Raw genomic sequence first — 18,275 nt, 5'->3', positions numbered from 1 at the left:
CCTAGTCGGATTGAAGCGATGTCCGCAACGGTCTCACGACCGCCGCCGGCTAGTTACAGACGAACCCTAGTCGGATTGAAGCAAAATATGTAATAACCTACTGCTTTAGTACCAATAGTTACAGACGAACCCTAGTCGGATTGAAGCCGTCCGCGCCGTCGACGCGCTCGACGAGCTCATCGAGGTTACAGACGAACCCTAGTCGGATTGAAGCGCCACGTGGGACACCGACGCTCCCGAGATCGTCGAGGTTACAGACGAACCCTAGTCGGATTGAAGCTTCGACGATGGACCTCGACCAGCTCCCGAGAGAGAGTTACAGACGAACCCTAGTCGGATTGAAGCGCCGAATTGGTGCCCGGATCGGTCTTGATCTCCACGTTACAGACGAACCCTAGTCGGATTGAAGCATCGCGAACCGCCTCTGGGAATCTGGCGAATACTAGTTACAGACGAACCCTAGTCGGATTGAAGCCGGACCGAACTCAACAAGCCAGCCTCCAAGCGCAGTTACAGACGAACCCTAGTCGGATTGAAGCGACTCCGTGGCGGGGAAGTCATGGCTGTGTGCTTGTTACAGACGAACCCTAGTCGGATTGAAGCGCGGAATATTGTCGAGGTCAAACAGATGTCCACTTGTTACAGACGAACCCTAGTCGGATTGAAGCTGCGTGGAAGATCGGTTGGTCGGTCTCGGTCTGTGGTTACAGACGAACCCTAGTCGGATTGAAGCGAGGTTATCACTCGTATTCGGACTATTATCATCCGGTTACAGACGAACCCTAGTCGGATTGAAGCCGCCAATACTGCAGTAGCTCCCGCCGTGCAGCATTAGTTACAGACGAACCCTAGTCGGATTGAAGCGTCGCTCAAGTCGAGTGATTCGACGGCGTGACCGTCGTTACAGACGAACCCTAGTCGGATTGAAGCCCGAATCAAGGGGCATCTCCCCACGGGATTGTTTCGTTACAGACGAACCCTAGTCGGATTGAAGCCCGCACTCGAAGGGGAACGTGAGTGCGCTTGAAGCGTGTTACAGACGAACCCTAGTCGGATTGAAGCCGGGAGACGCGATGGGCGCAAAACCGCATCGAGACGGTTACAGACGAACCCTAGTCGGATTGAAGCCGAAAGGACTGGATGGCTGAACCGAACTTCGTGATGGTTACAGACGAACCCTAGTCGGATCGAAGCCGTGACGCTGTCCCCGTAGGCGATTTCGTAGTCGAGTTACAGACGAACCCTAGTCGGATCGAAGCGCTCCCGGCGGTGCTCCCTGAGCTGGGACTCCCCGCTATCGCGTCGTTGAATCCGTCTGCGATGTCTCGTCCGCTATCCGTCGGCGTCGACGACGGTGAGCTTGACGTGGTGGACGCCTTCGAGCGGGCGGAGTCGCGAGAGGAGCGCCTCGATGCGCTCGCCGTCGCCGTCGACCGCGATGGATTCGAGACAGAGGTGGTGGCTGAGGTGGACGTGGTGGACGGCGATGATGGTGTCGGCGAAGTCGTGCTGGAGGTCGGTCATGGCTTCGGCGACGCCGCTGTGGTCGTGATCGTAGAGGACGACGACGGTGCCGCTGAGCGCGCCGTCGAGACCGGTCTGGCGATTGAACTCGGTGACGAACGCGCGCAGGGCGTCCCGCGTCGCTTCCGAGCGACTGGCGTAGTCGCCGGTCTCCACGACGTCGTCGAGCGCGTCGAGGAGGTCGGGCGGGACGGTGACGCTCATCCGATCGAGGTCGTCGCTCATACCCCGTCCTTCCCGTCACGCCGGAATAACGCTTCGCTACGCGATCCCGCTTGCTCCGTTCTGCTCTCGCGACGGGCGTCCGCGTGCGGCGCCGCGACCCGCGGACGGCCAGTATTACGAATCGATGCAAAAGTATTATTTCCCTCTTGTCCGACCTTCCGGTAGAGAATGTCGTTCGTGTCCACGTTTTCGGGGCGGTTCTCCGTCAGATCTCGACTCGTCGGTCTCTTCGGTGTCGTGGCGTTGCTCCACGCGATCGGCTGGGGCGTCCTGTTGCTCGTCGTCACGCCGTCGCGGCCCGGGTTGCTCGGGACGGGGGTGCTCGCGTACAGCCTCGGGCTCCGCCACGCGTTCGACGCCGATCACATCGCCGCGATCGACAACACGACGCGGGCGTTCCTCGAGGAGGGTCGCCGACAGGTCGGCGTCGGCTTCTTCTTCTCGCTCGGACACTCCACCGTCGTCGCCGCGATGGCGCTCGCGCTCGCCGTCGCGACGGGCGTCGCGCAGGCCGAACTCCCGATGCTCCGCGATATCGGCGGTCTCTTCGGGACGGTCGTCTCCGGCGGGTTTCTCTACGTTATCGGCATCGTGAACCTCATCGTCCTCGTCGATCTCGTGCGGGCGTTCCGACGGACGCGCGCCGCCGACGATGCCGATGACGACTCGCTCGACGCTCACCTCGGCGATCGCGGGCTGCTCAACCGATTCGTCTCGCGCTTCTACGAGCGGATCGACCGGAGCTGGCAGCTCTACCCGCTCGGTGTCCTCTTCGGTCTCGGCTTCGACACCGCCTCGGAGATCGCGCTCCTCGCCGTCGCGGCGGGCGCGGCGTCGAGCGGCGTCTCCGTGACCGGTATCCTCGTCCTCCCGGTGCTGTTCGCGGCCGGGATGTGCGCGCTCGACACCGCTGACGGCGCGTTCATGGCGTACGCGTACGACTGGGCGTTCACGACGCCGACGCGCAAGCTCTACTACAACGTCACCGTCACCGCGATCTCGGTCGTCGTCGCGCTCTTCGTCGGCACGGTCGAACTCGCGCAGGTCCTCGCCTCGACGCTCGATCTCCACGGCGCGGTGTGGACGGCGCTCCGTACACTCTCGCTCGGCGCGCTCGGCTACGCCGTCGTCGCGCTCTTCGCCGTCGCGTGGGCGCTCTCCTACGGCGTCTGGAAGCTCGGCGGGTTCGACGACGGGACGGCGGACGCGACCTGAGTCGAACCGAGCGACTCAGGACGGCGGGGCGTCAACGCCCGTTCGATGACCGGTCGTCCCCGTCTCGTCGTCGCGTGTGTGCTCCTCGTCGTGTGCGCGCCCCTCGCCGGCTGTATCGGCGGTGTCTCCCCCTTCGGTGACGGTGACGACTTCGGTCCCGTCTGGCACAGCGACACACCCGCGAATCCCGGTGGCTCCCACCATCCCGCGGTCGCCGCGCGCGAGGGGGACGAGACGGCCGTCGCGGTGGGGTTCGGTGACACGGGCGCGAACCGGACGTGTTCGTTCGTCGCCCTGAACGGCTCCGGGGGGACGCGTTGGACGCGCGCGATACCGCGCGACGCCTGCGGAACGCAGCCGACGGGGGACGCTGGATTCGGCGACGTGAACGACGACGGCCGTCTCGACGTCGCGTGGGCGACGCACGAACGGCGGCTCTACGCGGCGGACGCGACGAACGGAACGCTCGTGTTGAACGCGACGTTCCCGCGCGGCATGCCGTTCGTCCGGCCCGTCGTCACGCGTGACCCGACGCTCGTCGTCCTCCCGCTGATGACCGGCGGCGTCAGGGCGTACGCTCCGAACGGGACGCTCGCGTGGAATCGGACGTTCGAATACAACGTCCGCGGGCAGGAGCCACAGCTCGTCACGACGGCGAACGGGACGCGCTCGCTGATCGTCGGGACGACGGACGGACTGATCGCGCTCGATCCGGCGACGGGCGCGACGCGGTGGCGCCGACACGAGCCGGCGCGTTTCCTCCGCGCGGGCACGCTCGACGGCCGCACGGTCCTGCTCGCCAGCGGCCAGAACGGCGAGACGGACGGTACACACGTCGAGGCGGTCGCGGCGAACGGGACGCGCCTGTGGTACCACCGCGGAGAGGGCACCGGCACGCTGGCGGTCGGCGCCGTCGGTCGTCCCGCACCGGGCGTCGCGCCGCGCGCGTACGTGACGAGCGCGAACGGCCGGCTCACGGCCTACGCCCTCGCGGACGGACGCGCCGTCTGGAACCGCACGCTCGACCGAGAGCGACACTACGTGCCGCCGCCGACGCTGGCCGATCTCGACGGCGACGGGAACCGCTCCGTGGTGGCGACGACGGCATACGGCCCGATGCGGGCCTACGATGCGGCGGACGGCGCGTCGCGCGGGACGTGGGCGTGGAACGACGACGATGTCGCCGTCTGGGCGGGTCTCCGGAGCGCGGACGTGGACGGGGACGGCGACGACGAGGTGCTCGCGGTGACGACGGACGCGCAGGTCGTCGCCGTCGGCGACGAGCCCTGACGGCCACAATCGGTATCCCTGACCCATTCGACCGCGGAACCGTGAACGTCCGCGCGTGCGCGGTGGTCGCCGGTGCGGTTGCGGTCGTGACGGCCGGCCGCGCCGGGATCGATCTGGGGACGAACGCGGGGACGACTGACGCCGCGACGCCGACCACGAGCGGGACGATGAACGGCGCGTCGACGAACGCCACGATACTCGCCGGGTCGGATGCGATCCGATACGCGTCGCTCTCGAATCGCTCACGAGAGGTCTTCCCCGACGCGCGGCAGAACGGGTCGGTGACGATACGCTATCCGAACCGTTCGGCCATCGAACCCTTCGATCGGCACGCCGCTGTGCTGTACGAGGGGGCGCGCTACCCGGTCGACGCGCGGTGGGACCGTCGCTCCTATCGGTTCGTCTCGACCGTGGTCCCGACGAACGAGTCGACGCTCCCGACGGACGCCGAGGTGACGCCGTACGCGTCCCTCGACGACGAGGCGCAAGCGCAGTTCGACGCCGCGCGGCGCGGCGAGCCGATGATGGAGCGGACCGACGTCCCGCCGTCCGTCCGTCGGAACGACACCGGCTACCGAACCGTCTACGGCCACGCGGACATCCCGCGGTGGACGATTCGGGTCGGGAACGCCACCGACGGGTAGGAGCGTCGCTATTCGTGTTCGGTCGCGTGGACGACGAGGACGGGGACGTCCGCCCGGTGGAGGACGCGCTCGGTCGTGCTCCCGAGGACGGCGCGCTCGGCGCCCGTGCGGCCGTGGGTCCCCATCACGACGAGGTCGATGTCGTTCTCGCCGACGTAGTCGAGGATGGCGCTCGCCGGATCGCCACGCCGGATCTCGGTTCTCGCGTCGAGACCGGCACGGTGCGCGGCCCCCTCGATCGACGCGACGGCGTTCTCGCCGGCGACCCGGAGTTCGTCGCCCGGGAACGCCGCGCGCGTGAGGCGGCGGCGTAGGCTCTCGTCGACCACGTAGAGACCGTGGACCGTCGCCCCGGACAGCTCGGCGAGGTCGAGCGCCTGCGTCATCGAGTCCTGTACGCCGCCGCTGCCGTCCGTCGGCACGAGGACGTTCGCGTACGTCACATCAGCTCACCCCTAGCGATTCGTGACACGGCACGTCCTTCGGCGCCGCAACGCAAGTAGGTTCGGCCCGACGCGCCAGTGACGTTCGCGGCGTTCGGCGAAGAAAGATTCGGTGAGTCGGGGAACAGCACAGAGTCGCTTCCACGCTCCCTCGCGCGACGGCGCGACTGAACAGGTCGGGTCCCAGTCGGCGTGCTCAGTCGTCGTCGTGGAGCGACGGCGCGGCGAACGCGCCGTCCTCGAACGCCATCGGTGTCGGCTCCTCGACGACGCGGAGGTCGTCGCGATCGCGCGCGGCCTCGACGAGCGCGCTCGACGCGTAGAGCCGCCCGAGGTGCATCGTGTCGGGCGCACGGAGCACGCGCACCCCCTCGGGATCGACGACGCCGATGGTCGAGAGCGCCGCGACGACGCCCGCCCGGTCCGTCTCGACGACCGGCGGCAGGCGGACGCCGCGGGTCGTGCTCGCCGTGATGGCGTTGATGAGCGTCGGCGCGCTCGCCAACTCCGCCGCGACGTTCGCGTGGACGAAGTCCGCCGACCCCACCCCCATCGCGTTCCCGTGCGTCGCGTCGGTCAGCCCGCGGGTATAGATGCGCTTGATGTCCGGCAGGTCGGGTTCCGGCTCGTTGATCGCGAACGGCCGCCGGCCGATCACGTTCGTGTCCATCCCCTGCCCGCTGATGTCCTTCCCCTGCTCGTCGAAGACGACGACGTCGAGGTCGTCGAAGGGGAGCGTCGGCATGATATCGTACGCCGTCTCGAGGAGTTCGGCCTCGCGATCGAGGAAGCCGTCCGGGCGGATGCCCTCTATGATCGTCGTCTCGTCGTGCTGGTCCTCGACGAGGGCGACGCCGCCGACGATCGGGAGCGAGTCGAGGAGCCGGTCGGTGATCTCCGGGATCATGTTCCGGAAACTCCAGTTGAGCGCCCACTCGTGGGCGATCTTCGCGCCGCGCTGCTTGCCCATCCCGATGACCATCATCTTCGAGAGCCCGCTCTCGACGTCGCCGTCGAAGTCCGTGTGGGGCTTGACGCGATTGATCGGGAGAATGGCGTCGGCGGCCGCGGCGTTCGCGTCGGCGACCACCGGCACGCCGCGCTCGGGCGTCTCGCCGACCCGCACGACGTCCATGCTCGATCGGATCTCACAGCCGACCGTCTCCTCGCTGACGCCGAGTTCGTTCAGCATCTCGCGCTGCCCCTCGCCGGTCGCGCCGCCGTGGCTCCCCATCGCGGGGAAGACGAACGGTTCGTACCCCATGTCTTCGAGGCGCGTGACGACGGCGGAGACGATCGTCGCGAGGTTCGCGATCCCGCGACTCCCGGCGCCGACGGCGACCTCGCCGCCCGCCGGGACGTCCTCGAACGCGAGCGATTCGACCGCGTCGCCCGCGCGCGTCGCCAGTTCGTCCGACGGGATCGGGTCCGTCTCCCACACCTGCTCGATGACGCCCATCGCCGGGAGCGGGGTCTCCCCGCACGCCTCGACGACGGTCTCTTCGGGTACCGCGAGTTCGTCTCGGTCGGCCATACCACACCGGACGCGGATTCGTCACAAAAAACATCCGCCTTCCGGCGTGACTCGAATCAGCCGGGGAGGACGGCAGCGAGGCGGTCGCGGAGGCCGGGCGGTGCGTCCTCCTCGTCGCCGTCCGCGAGGCGGTTGTAGACGAAACTGGCGAGAACGGGCGCGAGGAGCGCCGTCACGATCGTCGAGGCGGCGACCTGCGGCGTCGCGGCCGCGGCGGCCTGCTTCAGCGAGGGGTCGGCGGCGGCGACGGCCGCGGGCGTCGCGACGGCGTTCCCGGCGGTGGTGGAGGCGGCGGCACCGGCGACGCCGCTCCCGCCCGCCGCGCGGTCAGCGAGGACGTTGAAGATCCCGCCGACGAGGACGGTCGCGATCCCGAGGAGGACCCCGGCCGCCCCGGCGGTGATCAGCATCCGGAAGTCGATGCTCGCGCCGAGCGGGAACGCGAACAGCGGGATGAAGACGGGTCCGGCCTTCGTCAGGAACCGCTTCATGTCGCGATCGAGGTTCCCGAGGATCATCCCGACGACGATCGGGATCACGACGGCGACGAGCGTCATCAGGGGGATGGACGCGAGACCGGTCGCGCCGAGCGCGACCATCGTCAGGAACGGGCCGTCGTTGACGGAGATGATCGAGATCGCGCCGACGTCCGCCTCGTCGCCCAGTTCGCCGACGAGCGCGGCGTACAGGCCGCCGTTCGTGTTCGCCATCGCGGCCGTGATCGCGAGCGACGACAGCCCGAGGATGGAGTTCCCGAAGAAGTGCGCGACGGCCAACCCGATCGCGGCGCCGATCACGAACTTCGTCAGGGTGATCGCGACCCCTTGCTCGATCGCCTGCGGGGCCTCCCGGACGTCGATCCCGGCGCCCATGCAGACGAGGAACGCCGCGATGAGCGGGAGCGCCCCGTCCCGCGCGAGCGCGGTGGTGAACCCCCCGATCTCGAGCGCCTGCGGGAAGAACGTGTTGACGAGCGCCCCGAGAATGAGCGGGACGACCATCATCCCCCCGGGGATCCGCTCGATCGTCTCCTTAATACGCACGTTCGCCCTCCGGTCCGCGCGTTCTCGGCACGCCACTCACCGCCTCTCGAATCTGTATCATTCTATCGGGAAGAACATTTTCGGTTATAATATACTTTCGGACCGGTGTAGTATCGCCCGAATCGATGGGGGTGTACCTCACGACGTGTGCATACCCCGCCAATAACGGACATTATTTATCGTGATGTCGAGTCGGCAGGCCGTCGCGTCGCGTCCGCGCGACCGAACCGCGAGAATGCGTTCCGCGTCCGCACCGCGCGGGGCGGTGTGTGGGCCGGTCAGTCCTCGGCCATCCGCACGGCGACCTCGACGGCGTCGACGAGGCTCTGCTCGGAGGCGACGCCCTCGCCCGCGATGTCGAACGCCGTCCCGTGGTCGACGCTCGTCCGGATGATCGGGAGACCGATCGTCACGTTCACGCCGGAGACGGCGTCGCCGCCGGCGAACCCGAGCATCTTGATCGGGATGTGGCCCTGATCGTGGTACATCGAAACGACGCAGTCGAACTCGCCGCGGGCCGCTCGCACGTACACCGTGTCCGGCGACTCCGGGCCGACCGCGTCGATGCCCGCCTCGCGCGCGTCCTCGACCGCGGGTTCGATCTCCTCGCCGTCCTCGTCGCCGAGGAGACCGCCGTCGCTCGCGTGCGGGTTCAGCCCCGCGACGCCGACCGTCGGGTCGTCGACGCCGAGATCGCGGAGCGCCGCGTCGGTGAGGCGAATCACGTCGCGGACGTTCTCCGTCGTCACGAGGTCGCAGGCCTCGCGGAGCGGGACGTGCGTCGAGACGTGCGTGACGCGAAGGTCGTCCTCGACGAGCATCATCGAGTAGTTCTCCGTGTCCGTCCGGTCGGCGAGCAGCCCCGTGTGGCCCGCGTGGTCGCTCCCCGCGAGCTTCGTCGCCTGCTTGTTGATCGGCGCGGTCGTGATCGCGTCGATGTCGCCGGCCGTCGCCAGCTCGATCGCGCGCTCGATGTACGCGAGGCTCGCCTCGCCGTGCTCGCGCTTCACCTCGCCGCGGACCAACTCGTCGACGCCACCGACGTCGATCACGGGGACGCGATCGGCCGCGAAGCTCGCTTCGGCCACCGACTCGATCGTCTCGACGCCGAGCGAGAGCCCGCAGACGTCGATCGCGGCCGCGATCACGTCCGCGTCGCCGATGACGACCGGGCGGCTGATCTCGCGGAGTCGCCCGTAGCCCTTGACGATGACTTCCGGGCCGATCCCGCCCGGATCGCCCATCGTGATGCCGACGCGCGGCAGCTCAGTGGTCATACGTACTGGACAACGCCTTCAGACAAGTAACTACTGCCATCTGGCTTCCGAACCCGCCCGCCTTCGTCACGACCGGCGTCCCGGCGACATCGCCGTCGACGACCCGCCCCACGGGAATGCCGGCCTCCACCGCCTCGCCCGTCAGCGCGATCGCCGTCCCATCGAGCGCCTCCACGACCGCGACGGCGACGTCCCCGCCGGTGACGAAGAGCCCCGACGGCGGCGCGCGCTCGATCACGCGCCCGGCGCTCCGCGCGAGTTCGGCCGACACCCGCTCGCGGACTGCGGCGTCCGACAACCCCCGCTCGCGCCCGGCGGCGAGCGCCCGATCGACGGCGTTCCGATCGGTCGCGCTCGCCACCACCGTCGGCTCGCCGTCCCGCAGCCGCGCCGCCGCGCGCTCGATCGGCTCCGCGGGGACGTCGCCGGCCACGAGCGCGGCCGCGTCGAGGGCGACGACGGCGTCCTCGGGCACTCGTTCGAGCTGTCCGAGCGTCGTCTCGCTCACGCTCCCGACGACGCCGAGCGCGGCGCCCGCGTCCACGTCGAGGGCGTCCGGCGCGCTCGTCTCGACGCCGTCGAGCGTCAAGCGTTCGGCGAGGCCGCCGCTCCCGACGTAGAGCGCGTCACGGTCCGCGACGGCGGCGGCGAGCGTCTGCAGGTGCCGGTCGGCCGTCGCGTCGCAGACGACGATCGGCGCGCGCTCGGCGTCCGCGACGGCATCCCCGATGACCGCGGCGACGGCCTCGCCTCCTCCCTCGACGGAATCGAGCGTCACGGACGCGACCGGTCGCTCCACGCCGTCGAAGAGATCCGCGATCGTCGAGGTGGACGGTCCCTTCTCGTCGCGTCCGTACTCCGTCCCCGCGACGGGTTCGCCTTCGACGTAGTGGACGCCGTCCTCGGTCGTCCGCCCCGCGGAGGGGAACGCGGGCGCGACGAGCGCGAAGGCCGCGTCGGTCGCGCGGAGCGCCGCGTCGACCTCCGCCGCGACGTTCCCGCGCAGGGTCGAGTCGACCTTCTTGTAGACGTCCCGCGCGGCGCCCACTCGACGGCGTCGGCGACAGCGACCGCGGCGCGCGCCGCGTCGTCGTATCGCGTGTCCGTGTTGACGCTCAGGGCGTCCGCGTCGACGGCCGGCGCGTCCGCCCCGTTCCCGCCGTCGGGGACGGCCACCAGCGTCGCCGTGGCGTAGCCGCGGGCGGCGAACCCGTGCGCCGTGTCCATCGCCCCCGTCAGGTCGTCGGCGACGATCGCGACGGCGTACTCGCTATCGTTCACACCTCTCGGTTCTCGGGCAAACGAATAGAACTTCCCCTCGCGCGCGGGGACGGGCGGGACCGATCAGGCGATGTAGCCGGCCTGTCCCATGAACGCGAGCGAGAGCGAGAAGACGGTGACGAGCACCGCGATCAGCATCTCGGCGTAGAGGACGCGACGCCCCCAGTGGTACCACGGTTCGCGTTCCGAACCCGATTCGGTGGCCATTCAGTCGTCACCTCCGGGGACGGCCGCCGCGTCGCGATCGCTCCCGAGCCAGCGCTCGCGCGAGCCGATGCCGTGCTCCGAGAGGCCGCGATCCGAGCGCATCACCCACGTGAAGAACAGCGCGAACGGCACGAAGAGGACGGCCGCGACGAGCACGTACCCGGTGTGGATGTTCGGCACCCAGCCGTAGACGAGCGGGTAGACGATGCCGCCGGCGGTCGAGACGCCGCCGATGAAGCCGGCCGCGACGCCCGGGCGCTCCCGGAACATCACGGGGACGATGGCGAAGACGCCGCCGGTGCCGAAGCTCACGCAGATCCCGAAGCCAGCGAGGATGACGACGGAGAGCGGGAGGACGCCGAGGAGACCGGCGGCCGTGAGCGCGCACATCATCACGATGATGAGACAGAGCGCGGTGAACAGCCAGTGGATCCGCGGGGCGTACCCCTGACCGGTCGAGAGGAACGGGTACGGCGTCCACCCCTTGCGCTGCCAGAGGTCGGACATGTACCCCGAGAAGGGGCGCCAGAGCGAGGCGTTGAACGACTGGACGGCCGCGAACGTCCCCGCCGCCGTCTGGATGGCCGCCACGCTCGAGAACCCGAGGCTCGCGATGGCGTCCTGAAAGCCGGTCGCGTAGTAGGTCGGCAGCCACGAGTTCATCGCGATCTCGAGACCGAACGACATCGCGTACGCGAGCAGCAACGCGATGGCGGCGTAGCGCGTCCAGACGTACAGCGTCGATTTCAGATTCGAGTTCTCGCGCGCCGTCTCCGCGGTCGCGCGGTTCCTCGCGGGCTCGCCGCGCCACTTGTAGACGACCGCGATGACGAGCGCGACGAGACCGAGGTGGAGGAACGCCTCGCTGAAGTGCGTCCCGTAGAGCCGCGGGAGGACGAGCGCGCCGACGCCCGCGCCCGCGTTCCCGGTGCCCGCGTAGATTCCCTCCGCCGTGCCGATCTCGTGCTCGTCGAACCACTGCGAGACGTGCTGGATGCCGACGACGAAGCTGATGCCCGCCGACGCGACGATGAGACGCTCGACGAACAGGACGTCGTAGCTCACCGCGAACGCCGAGGCGATACTCATCAGCCCCGAGTAGCCGAGGATGACCGCGAAGACGTTGTGCGCGCCGAAGCGATCGGCCGCCCACCCGGCGATCACCCGCCCCGGCGGCGCGAGCCAGAGCGCGCTCGACGCGAGCAACGCCAGCCCGCCGGTCGTCAGCGTGAACTCGCTGCTGATCGAGGTGCTGAACGCCGCCGTCGAGAACCACAGCAGGAACGCCCAGAAGAACCCGACGGTGGCGATGACCAACTGCTTGGTCTTCTCCTGCACAGCTTAGTGCACCTCCGTATCGCCCGGATCGGCGACGTAGAACTCGTCGTGGTACTCCGGCGAGATCTCGCGCGCGGTGCGCGGCGTCGGCTCGGCGAGCGCCTCGTCGTCGGCCGCACCGTTCGGGCGTCCGTTGGTCGCGTCGCCCGCGCGTCCGTCGTCCGCCCGCCCCCGCTCGTCCGCACCCGCGTCGCCCGCGCGTCCGTCGTCAGTCATCGCTCTCGCCCCCCAGCGGCGTGCCGTCCGCGGCCGTCGGCGCGGGTCCGTCGCCCTCGTCGAAGGGGTACCACGCCTGTTTGGCGTCGGTGAGACAGGGATCGACGTAGTCCGTTTCTTCCGGTTCCGCGAGCTCCGCGATGGTGTCGTGGCCCGTCGCTTCCACCCACTCGCGGAACGTCTGGCCCTCGTTGCGCATCTCGGCGTACGTCTCCACGACGTTCTTCAGCAGCCCCGGCACCTCGTCCGCGGGGACGCGCTGGTGGATCCAGTCGATGAACGTCGGCTCCTGCCCGATGCTGCCGCCGACGCCGACGTCCATCGCCTCGACCATCTCGCCGTCCTTGCGCGCGCGCATCCCCTGCAGGCCGATGTCGGCGCTCATCGCCTGCCCGCAGTCCGCCGTGCACCCCGAGCAGTGGATCTTCAACTGCGTGACGTCGTCCGGCACCTCGGCGTTGCGCTGGAGCCACTGGAGCGTCTCGGCCATCCGGGTCTTCGTCTCGGCGAGCGCGATCGAGCAGAACTCGGTGCCCGTACAGGCCATCCCGCCGCGCGTGAAGACGCTCGGATTCGGCGAGTAGGTCTCCAACAGCGGCTCGTCGAGCAGGTCGTCCACGCGCTCGTCCGGGACGTCCATCACGAGCGGGTTCTGCCGGCGCGAGAGGCGGATCTCGCCGCTGCCGTACTCGTCCGCGAGGTCGGCGAGCGCGAGCGCGTCCTCGGCGGGCATCCGACCGACCGGGACGCTGACGCCGACGTAGCTCAGGTCGTCGGTCTGATCGTGGACGCCGACGTGGTCGTGCTCGCCCTTCGCGTCGTCCTTCCCGGCGTTGTACGTGTACTCGCCGCGGAAGTCCGTCCCCGCGTGCATGAGTTCGAAGTCGAGGCGCTCGTCGAGGGCCTCGCGGATCTCCTCCGTCCCCCAGTCGTCGACGAAGAACCGCGCGCGGTTCTTGTTCCGGTTCTGTCTGTTCCCCTCCTCGTGGTAGAGTTCGACGAACGCCCGGACGGTGTCGTAGGCGTGCGCGGGCGTGACGAAGAGGTCGAGCGGGCGCGCCTCGCGGGGTTCGCGACCGCCGAGGCCGCCGCCGACGCGGACGTTGAAGCCCCTCGTGTCCTCGCCGTCGACGGGCCGGTGGGCGGGTTCGAGCGCGACGTCGTTGATCGAGTCCTGCGCGCACCCCTGCGTGCAGCCGGTGACGGAGATGTTGAACTTCCGCGGGAGGTTCGCGAGGTCGTCGTCGCCGCGGATCCCTGCTTCGATCTCGTCGAGGAGGTCGCGCGTCTCGACGTACTCGTCTGCGTCCTTCCCCGCGACCGGACACCCGGAGATGTTCCGCATCGTGTCGCCGCCCGCGGAGCGACTGGAGACCCCGACGGACTCCAGTTTCTCCCAGATCTCCGGGACGTCCTCCAGTTTCAGCCAGTGGAGCTGGATCGACTGCCGGGTCGTGTAGTCGATCCACCCGTTCCCCCACCGCGGGTTCTCCGCCGGCCCGCGGGCGTACTCGTCGGCCACCTCCGCGATGGCGCGCAACTGATCGGGTTCGAGGACGCCCCCGCAGTTGTTCAGCCGCATCATGAAGTAGCTCTCCTGCCCGTCCCGCTGGTGGAAGACGCCCCAGAACTTGAAGCGCGAGAACCACTCCTCGCGCTCGTCCTCGGGGATCGACTCCCACCCCTCCGCCGCGAACGCCTCTATTTTCTCCCGCACCGCGTCACCGTACAGTGCCTCCTTGATATCTTCCTTCTTGTGAGCCATTGTGTGCTCATCCGCGGACGATCGTCCACCTGTGTTTCTATCTGGTGTCTGATCGTCCGCCGATCGTGGTTGGTACCATCTGATTGACTTGCATAAGTGTTGTGCATCGGGTGTCTCCTATTGTCGGAGTTTCCTCAATGACACGCGCAGAATATTCTTTGTATAAGGTCATATGTCCATGTTGAATCTCCGAATGCGGACGACCGTCCGTCTCACAGATCGTCGAGGACGGTCGCGGCGAACCGTTCGTACGCACGCTCGCGGTCGTCCCCCCGCACGCCGACGACGACGTGGCTCACGCCGCGGCGTTCGAGATCGCGGAAGTAGTCGCGGAACCACGTTGCACCCGCCCGAAAGCCCTGATTCACGTGCTCCGGGTCGGCCGCGGGGTCGTCGGCGAGTTCGACCGCGCACGTCGTCGCGAACGGCTTCGACGTCCGCGCGTGCCAGTCGTCGAGGTAGCTCTCGAGGGTGTCCTCCGGGAGGTGATAGAAGAGCCACCCGTCGCCGTGCTCGGCGATCCACTCGCGCGATTGGCGGCTGTTCCCCGTCACGAGCAGCGCCAGATCCCCGCTCACCGGTTTCGGCACGACGTCGAGCGTGCCGTCGAGCGTCCCCCAGCGCGTCTCGATCTCGGGATACGACTCCGTCCACGCCGCGCGCAGCGTGCGGACGCTCTCGCGGAACGCCGCCCCGCGGTCGGCCTCCGACACGCCGAACGCCTCGTACTCCGGCGATCGATCGCCCGAGGCGACGCCGAGGACGAGGCGCCCGTCCGAGAGGCGATCGAGCGACGCGGCGTTCTTCGCGACGTGCAACGGATGGCGCAGCGGGAGCACGACGCTCGCCGTCCCGAGCGCGATCTCGTCCGTGCGGCCGGCGACCCGCGACAGCCACGTCCACGGGTCGAACGTCTGACCGGTGTCGCCGAACTTCGGCCACCTCGTCGGGACGTCGCGCGCCCACAGCGCATCGAATCCGAGGTCTTCGAGGTATTCCGCGAGCGCGAGTTCGCGCTCGACGTCCGGACGCTCCTCGCGCGCGTCGGTCAGCGGGAACGTCGTTCCGACCGTCAACGCCTCGCCGCCGAACAGCCGCTCGTATCCCCGGTTCGGATCCTCCACGTCCGCTCTGCGCACCGCGCGCGTGAAAAGCCGACCGGCCCCGCGCCGAGGCCGAGTCACCATGCTATTGTATCATTGGGTAATACACGCTTCCATGACGCCACCATCGCTCGCGCGCATCGGTCCGGAGGTCGTCGCGTGACCCGTCGCGCCGCCCCCGTCCACTACCCCGTCGCACTCACCATCGCCGGCACCGACTCCGGCGGCGCCGCCGGCGTACAGGCCGACCTCAAGACGATGGAGACCTGCGGCGCCTACGGGACGAGCGTCGTCACGAGCGTCACCGCGCAGAACACCCGCGGCGTCCACGGCGTCCACCACCTCCCCCCCGAGGACGTCACCGCCCAGTTCGACGCCGTCACCGACGACTACGACGTCCGCGCGGCCAAGACGGGAATGCTCGGAACGCCCGACACCCTCGAAGCGGTCGTCGCCGCCGTCGCCGACTTCGACGGTCCGCTCGTCGTCGATCCCGTCCTCGTCGCGACCGCGGGCGACGCGCTCGCCGACGACAGCGTCGCCGCGGCCTACGACACGCTCTTCGCGCACGCGACGCTCCTCACGCCGAACGCGAGCGAGGCCGCCGCCCTTCTCGATACGGCGATCGAGACCCGATCGGACGCCGTCGCCGCCGCCGAAGCCCTCCGCGCGGAGGGAGCCGACGCCGTCCTCCTCACCGGCGGGGAACCCTACGCCGACGACGCGGAGACGGCCGTCGACGTCCTCGTCACCGCCGATGGCACCCGGACGTTCGCGAACGAGCGCGTCGCCACCGAGCGCACGCACGGTTCGGGCTGTACGATCTCCAGCGCGATCACCGCCCGCCTCGCCCGCGGCGACGACCTCGCGACCGCCGTCGAGACGGGCATCGACGTCGTCGCGCGCGCCATTCGCTACCCGCACGCCGTCGGCGGCGCCACGGGGAGCGTTCATCACCTCGCGACGCTCCGAAACGACGCGGCGCGCGCCGAGACGGCTGAGTCGGTCCGCGACCTCGACGGGATCGAGTCGGCAATCGCCGCCGCGGGTGCGACGCCCCACGCCGAATCGCTACGCGACATCGCAGTCAGCGGTGCCGAGGGATGCGTCCACTTTGGCGCCGAGAGCGCACCCGCCGAACTCCTACTCGCCGCGCGCGAGCGCGATCCCGCGCTCCGCTACGCGCTCACCGTCCACTTCGACGCGACGACCCTCAACGCGCCCATCTGCGCACCCGATTCGTCACTCTCGGCCGTCGAGCGCGTCGCGAGCGCCTTCGAGGCGGCCGACGGTGATGTCCCCCCCATCCTCGTCGATCCGGTTCCCGATGGTGCGGACGTCGCGACGGCCTTCGCAGCCGACCCCGACACCCTCCGTTCGCGCCTCGCCGCGTCCGACGACCGGCCGGACTGACGACCCCCAGAGTACACTACTATTTATGAACTTCTCACGCGTGGTCGCTCCATGGACGACGTTCCAGACGTCGACATCGACGTGCCGGCAATCGACCAGCTCGGTCTCGTCGTCGAGGATCTCGACGCGGGAATCGAGCGCTACGGCTCCCTCTTCGGTATCGGACCGTGGGAGGTGTATCGCTTCGCGCCCCCCGAACTCACCGAACGCACCTATCGTGGCGAACCCGCGGACTTCTCGTGGGACCTCGCGTTCGCGGACGCCGGCGACGTCCAGATCGAACTCATCCAGCCCCTCGAAGGGGAGAACCTCTACACCGAACACCTCGAAGAACACGGCGAGGGACTCCATCACGTCGCCTGCTTCTCCTTCGACGATCCCGCGGATGCCGTCGACGCCTTCGTCGACGCCGGGTATCCCGTCGTCCAGCACGGCAGGCTCGGCGGCTCCGAGTTCTGGTACATGGACGCCGCCGCCGACGCGAACGGTCTCCTCTTCGAGACGGCGTCGAACCTCGAGGAGAAACCCGAGCCGGATCGCGTCGTCGAGCCGTGATCAGCCCCGCCCTCACGCGCGATAGCCCGCGAGCAGATCCTCCAAGAGCAACGCGCGGGGGTCGGCCGGCGAGTAGCGGCTGTCGAGGAGTTCCGTCGCCGTCTCGACGTCGCCGCGCATCGCCAACTGACGGACGCGCGCGGCCGTCTGGATGAACTCGTCGTCCATCGACCCTTCAGCGGGCTCGCCGTCGCCCGCGCCCGCGCCCGCCTCCGGGAACACCTCCGCGTACAGCTCGTCGTAGTCGAGCATCTCCGGCTCGTACTCCTCGTTCACCTGATCGAGGATGCACTCGACGGCGAAGCGCTGGAACTCCGAGCGGTTCGTGAAGAGACCGCGCTCGACGAGTTCCTCGGCGGCGTCGAGCACCTCCTCCGGGAACCGGACCGTCGATTTGACCATTCGATCACACCGACGAACCCGACCGGCGTAAAACTACCCCTCAGCTCAGGAAGAGCCGCCGGTCGGCGCGCTCGTGCTCCATCGCGTGGACGTCCACGAGCGGCGCGAAGGGTTCCATCCGATCGATCGTCCGATCCGCGTTCGCCGCGACGACGTCCGCCGCGACCGGCGCGAGGTCGTCGAGCACGCGCTGGGCGGTGACGTGCCCGAGGCTCAACAGCCGCTGGGCGGCGCCGAGCATGTCGGTGAGGAAGGAGTGGGCGTGGAGGAGGCACGCCTCCTCGGCGTCGATCCCGCGACGCGCGGCCACGAGACCGAGCGCGACCGGGTAGTTCCCCGGCGCGTCGCCGTTCACCACGCGCTCCTCGTACGCCGCGACGACGGGGTCGTCGCCCGTCTCGGTCTCGACTTCGAGCAGGCGTCGGCCGGCCTTCGTCGCGCTCTCGCGGAACTCCGCGGCGAGCGTCGTCGCCCGCAGCGCCTCGTCGACGTCTGCGACCGTTTCGAGGTCGTCCGCCGCCGCGTGTGCCGCCCGAATGGCCACCGTTTCGCACGGGCCGACCTGCCGGCGGAGGTAGCTCTCCAGCACCTCGCGGAGGTCGTCGCCGTCCGCGATTGCCCCCGACTGGACGAACTGCTCTAGCCCGTAGGAGATCGTGTTGCCGCCGACCGGGAGGAAGGAGTCCGCGAGTCGGTACGCGGAGAGCTTCGCGCGCGCGCCCGACATCCCGTCTACTCGCTCGCTCACGACGCGTCACCACCCGTCCGAATGCCGTGCGTCTCGCCGTCGTGCGCGTGCT

At 69.0% G+C, this 18,275-nt stretch carries 18 protein-coding genes, 1 pseudogene and 1 CRISPR repeat array; of the genes and pseudogenes, 5 read left to right on the top strand and 14 right to left on the bottom strand.

Features of this window, described 5'->3' with window-relative positions; all coding sequences use genetic code 11:
- Positions 1–52: 52 nt before the first annotated feature.
- Positions 53–1,259: direct repeats of the CRISPR family, unit length 30 nt; unit sequence GTTACAGACGAACCCTAGTCGGATTGAAGC.
- A gap of 73 nt (positions 1,260–1,332) precedes the next feature.
- Positions 1,333–1,749 (bottom strand): nickel-responsive transcriptional regulator NikR, encoded by a 417-nt coding sequence (nikR, locus tag AOZ13_RS10040; protein ID WP_020222482.1) that lies wholly within the window; start codon positions 1,747–1,749, stop codon positions 1,333–1,335.
- Positions 1,750–1,917: 168 nt separating this feature from the next.
- Between nikR and AOZ13_RS10035 the strand changes: the two genes are divergently transcribed.
- From AOZ13_RS10035 to AOZ13_RS10025, 3 genes are all read left to right on the top strand, one after another.
- The gene (locus tag AOZ13_RS10035) at positions 1,918–2,964 is read left to right on the top strand and encodes a HoxN/HupN/NixA family nickel/cobalt transporter (protein ID WP_020222481.1); all 1,047 of its coding nucleotides are present in this window, start codon (positions 1,918–1,920) and stop codon (positions 2,962–2,964) included.
- Positions 2,965–3,042: 78 nt separating this feature from the next.
- Positions 3,043–4,254 carry an outer membrane protein assembly factor BamB family protein gene (locus AOZ13_RS10030; protein ID WP_159103062.1) on the top strand — a complete coding sequence of 404 codons (1,212 nt, stop codon included), beginning with the start codon at positions 3,043–3,045 and terminating at the stop codon, positions 4,252–4,254.
- A 41-nt stretch (positions 4,255–4,295) separates the two neighbouring features.
- Positions 4,296–4,898 carry a hypothetical protein gene (locus tag AOZ13_RS10025; protein ID WP_020222666.1) on the top strand — a complete coding sequence of 201 codons (603 nt, stop codon included), beginning with the start codon at positions 4,296–4,298 and terminating at the stop codon, positions 4,896–4,898.
- 8 nt (positions 4,899–4,906) lie between these two features.
- Here AOZ13_RS10025 and AOZ13_RS10020 read toward each other — a convergent pair whose 3' ends face one another.
- From AOZ13_RS10020 to AOZ13_RS09980, 11 genes and pseudogenes are all read right to left on the bottom strand, one after another.
- Complete coding sequence (locus AOZ13_RS10020) at positions 4,907–5,341, bottom strand: universal stress protein (RefSeq protein ID WP_020222665.1); 435 nt, start codon at positions 5,339–5,341, stop codon at positions 4,907–4,909.
- Positions 5,342–5,537: 196 nt separating this feature from the next.
- Entirely contained in the window at positions 5,538–6,875 is a 1,338-nt protein-coding gene (locus AOZ13_RS10015) for a lactate racemase domain-containing protein (RefSeq protein WP_021780489.1), read from the bottom strand.
- Between the two features lie 56 nt (positions 6,876–6,931).
- Positions 6,932–7,918, bottom strand: coding sequence for a 2-keto-3-deoxygluconate permease (locus tag AOZ13_RS10010; protein ID WP_049934058.1), 987 nt, complete (start codon positions 7,916–7,918; stop codon positions 6,932–6,934).
- A 278-nt stretch (positions 7,919–8,196) separates the two neighbouring features.
- The gene (pdxA, locus tag AOZ13_RS10005) at positions 8,197–9,195 is read right to left on the bottom strand and encodes a 4-hydroxythreonine-4-phosphate dehydrogenase PdxA (RefSeq protein ID WP_020222686.1); all 999 of its coding nucleotides are present in this window, start codon (positions 9,193–9,195) and stop codon (positions 8,197–8,199) included.
- Positions 9,185–9,670, bottom strand: a complete 486-nt coding sequence (locus AOZ13_RS15020) for a nucleotide-binding domain containing protein (RefSeq protein ID WP_234402864.1) — start codon at positions 9,668–9,670, stop codon at positions 9,185–9,187. The genes pdxA and AOZ13_RS15020 overlap by 11 nt, the downstream gene beginning before the upstream one ends.
- A gap of 171 nt (positions 9,671–9,841) precedes the next feature.
- Positions 9,842–10,422 (bottom strand): annotated as a pseudogene (locus AOZ13_RS15015) (four-carbon acid sugar kinase family protein); the annotation flags it as partial.
- A 117-nt stretch (positions 10,423–10,539) separates the two neighbouring features.
- The gene (locus tag AOZ13_RS14490; protein WP_020222737.1) at positions 10,540–10,683 is read right to left on the bottom strand and encodes a hypothetical protein; all 144 of its coding nucleotides are present in this window, start codon (positions 10,681–10,683) and stop codon (positions 10,540–10,542) included.
- Positions 10,684–12,021, bottom strand: a complete 1,338-nt coding sequence (locus AOZ13_RS09995; protein WP_020222736.1) for an MFS transporter — start codon at positions 12,019–12,021, stop codon at positions 10,684–10,686.
- 3 nt (positions 12,022–12,024) lie between these two features.
- Complete coding sequence (locus AOZ13_RS09990) at positions 12,025–12,237, bottom strand: hypothetical protein (RefSeq protein ID WP_021780485.1); 213 nt, start codon at positions 12,235–12,237, stop codon at positions 12,025–12,027.
- Complete coding sequence (locus AOZ13_RS09985) at positions 12,230–14,002, bottom strand: nitrite/sulfite reductase (RefSeq protein WP_021780484.1); 1,773 nt, start codon at positions 14,000–14,002, stop codon at positions 12,230–12,232. The genes AOZ13_RS09990 and AOZ13_RS09985 overlap by 8 nt, the downstream gene beginning before the upstream one ends.
- Positions 14,003–14,214: 212 nt before the next feature.
- Positions 14,215–15,126: a TIGR03571 family LLM class oxidoreductase gene (locus tag AOZ13_RS09980; RefSeq protein ID WP_020222060.1), complete on the bottom strand. Its 912-nt coding sequence runs from the start codon at positions 15,124–15,126 to the stop codon at positions 14,215–14,217.
- A 138-nt stretch (positions 15,127–15,264) separates the two neighbouring features.
- Between AOZ13_RS09980 and thiD the strand changes: the two genes are divergently transcribed.
- Together thiD and AOZ13_RS09970 are read left to right on the top strand one after the other, a co-directional pair.
- Positions 15,265–16,518 carry a bifunctional hydroxymethylpyrimidine kinase/phosphomethylpyrimidine kinase gene (gene thiD / locus AOZ13_RS09975; RefSeq protein ID WP_049934056.1) on the top strand — a complete coding sequence of 418 codons (1,254 nt, stop codon included), beginning with the start codon at positions 15,265–15,267 and terminating at the stop codon, positions 16,516–16,518.
- Positions 16,519–16,569: 51 nt separating this feature from the next.
- A complete protein-coding gene (locus AOZ13_RS09970; protein WP_020222056.1) occupies positions 16,570–17,073 on the top strand; it encodes a VOC family protein in 504 nt (167 codons plus the stop codon).
- A 12-nt stretch (positions 17,074–17,085) separates the two neighbouring features.
- On the opposite strand, the gene AOZ13_RS09965 is transcribed toward AOZ13_RS09970, so the two are convergent.
- Together AOZ13_RS09965 and AOZ13_RS09960 are read right to left on the bottom strand one after the other, a co-directional pair.
- Complete coding sequence (locus AOZ13_RS09965; RefSeq protein WP_020222055.1) at positions 17,086–17,475, bottom strand: ribbon-helix-helix domain-containing protein; 390 nt, start codon at positions 17,473–17,475, stop codon at positions 17,086–17,088.
- A gap of 40 nt (positions 17,476–17,515) precedes the next feature.
- Entirely contained in the window at positions 17,516–18,202 is a 687-nt protein-coding gene (locus tag AOZ13_RS09960) for an urease accessory protein UreF (RefSeq protein ID WP_020222054.1), read from the bottom strand.
- Positions 18,203–18,275: the final 73 nt, after the last annotated feature.

Origin of the sequence: Halarchaeum acidiphilum MH1-52-1 (assembly GCF_000474235.1) — an archaeon.
In the GTDB taxonomy this organism is placed as follows: domain Archaea; phylum Halobacteriota; class Halobacteria; order Halobacteriales; family Halobacteriaceae; genus Halarchaeum; species Halarchaeum acidiphilum.
This window is presented reverse-complemented; position numbering and strand designations above follow the sequence as displayed.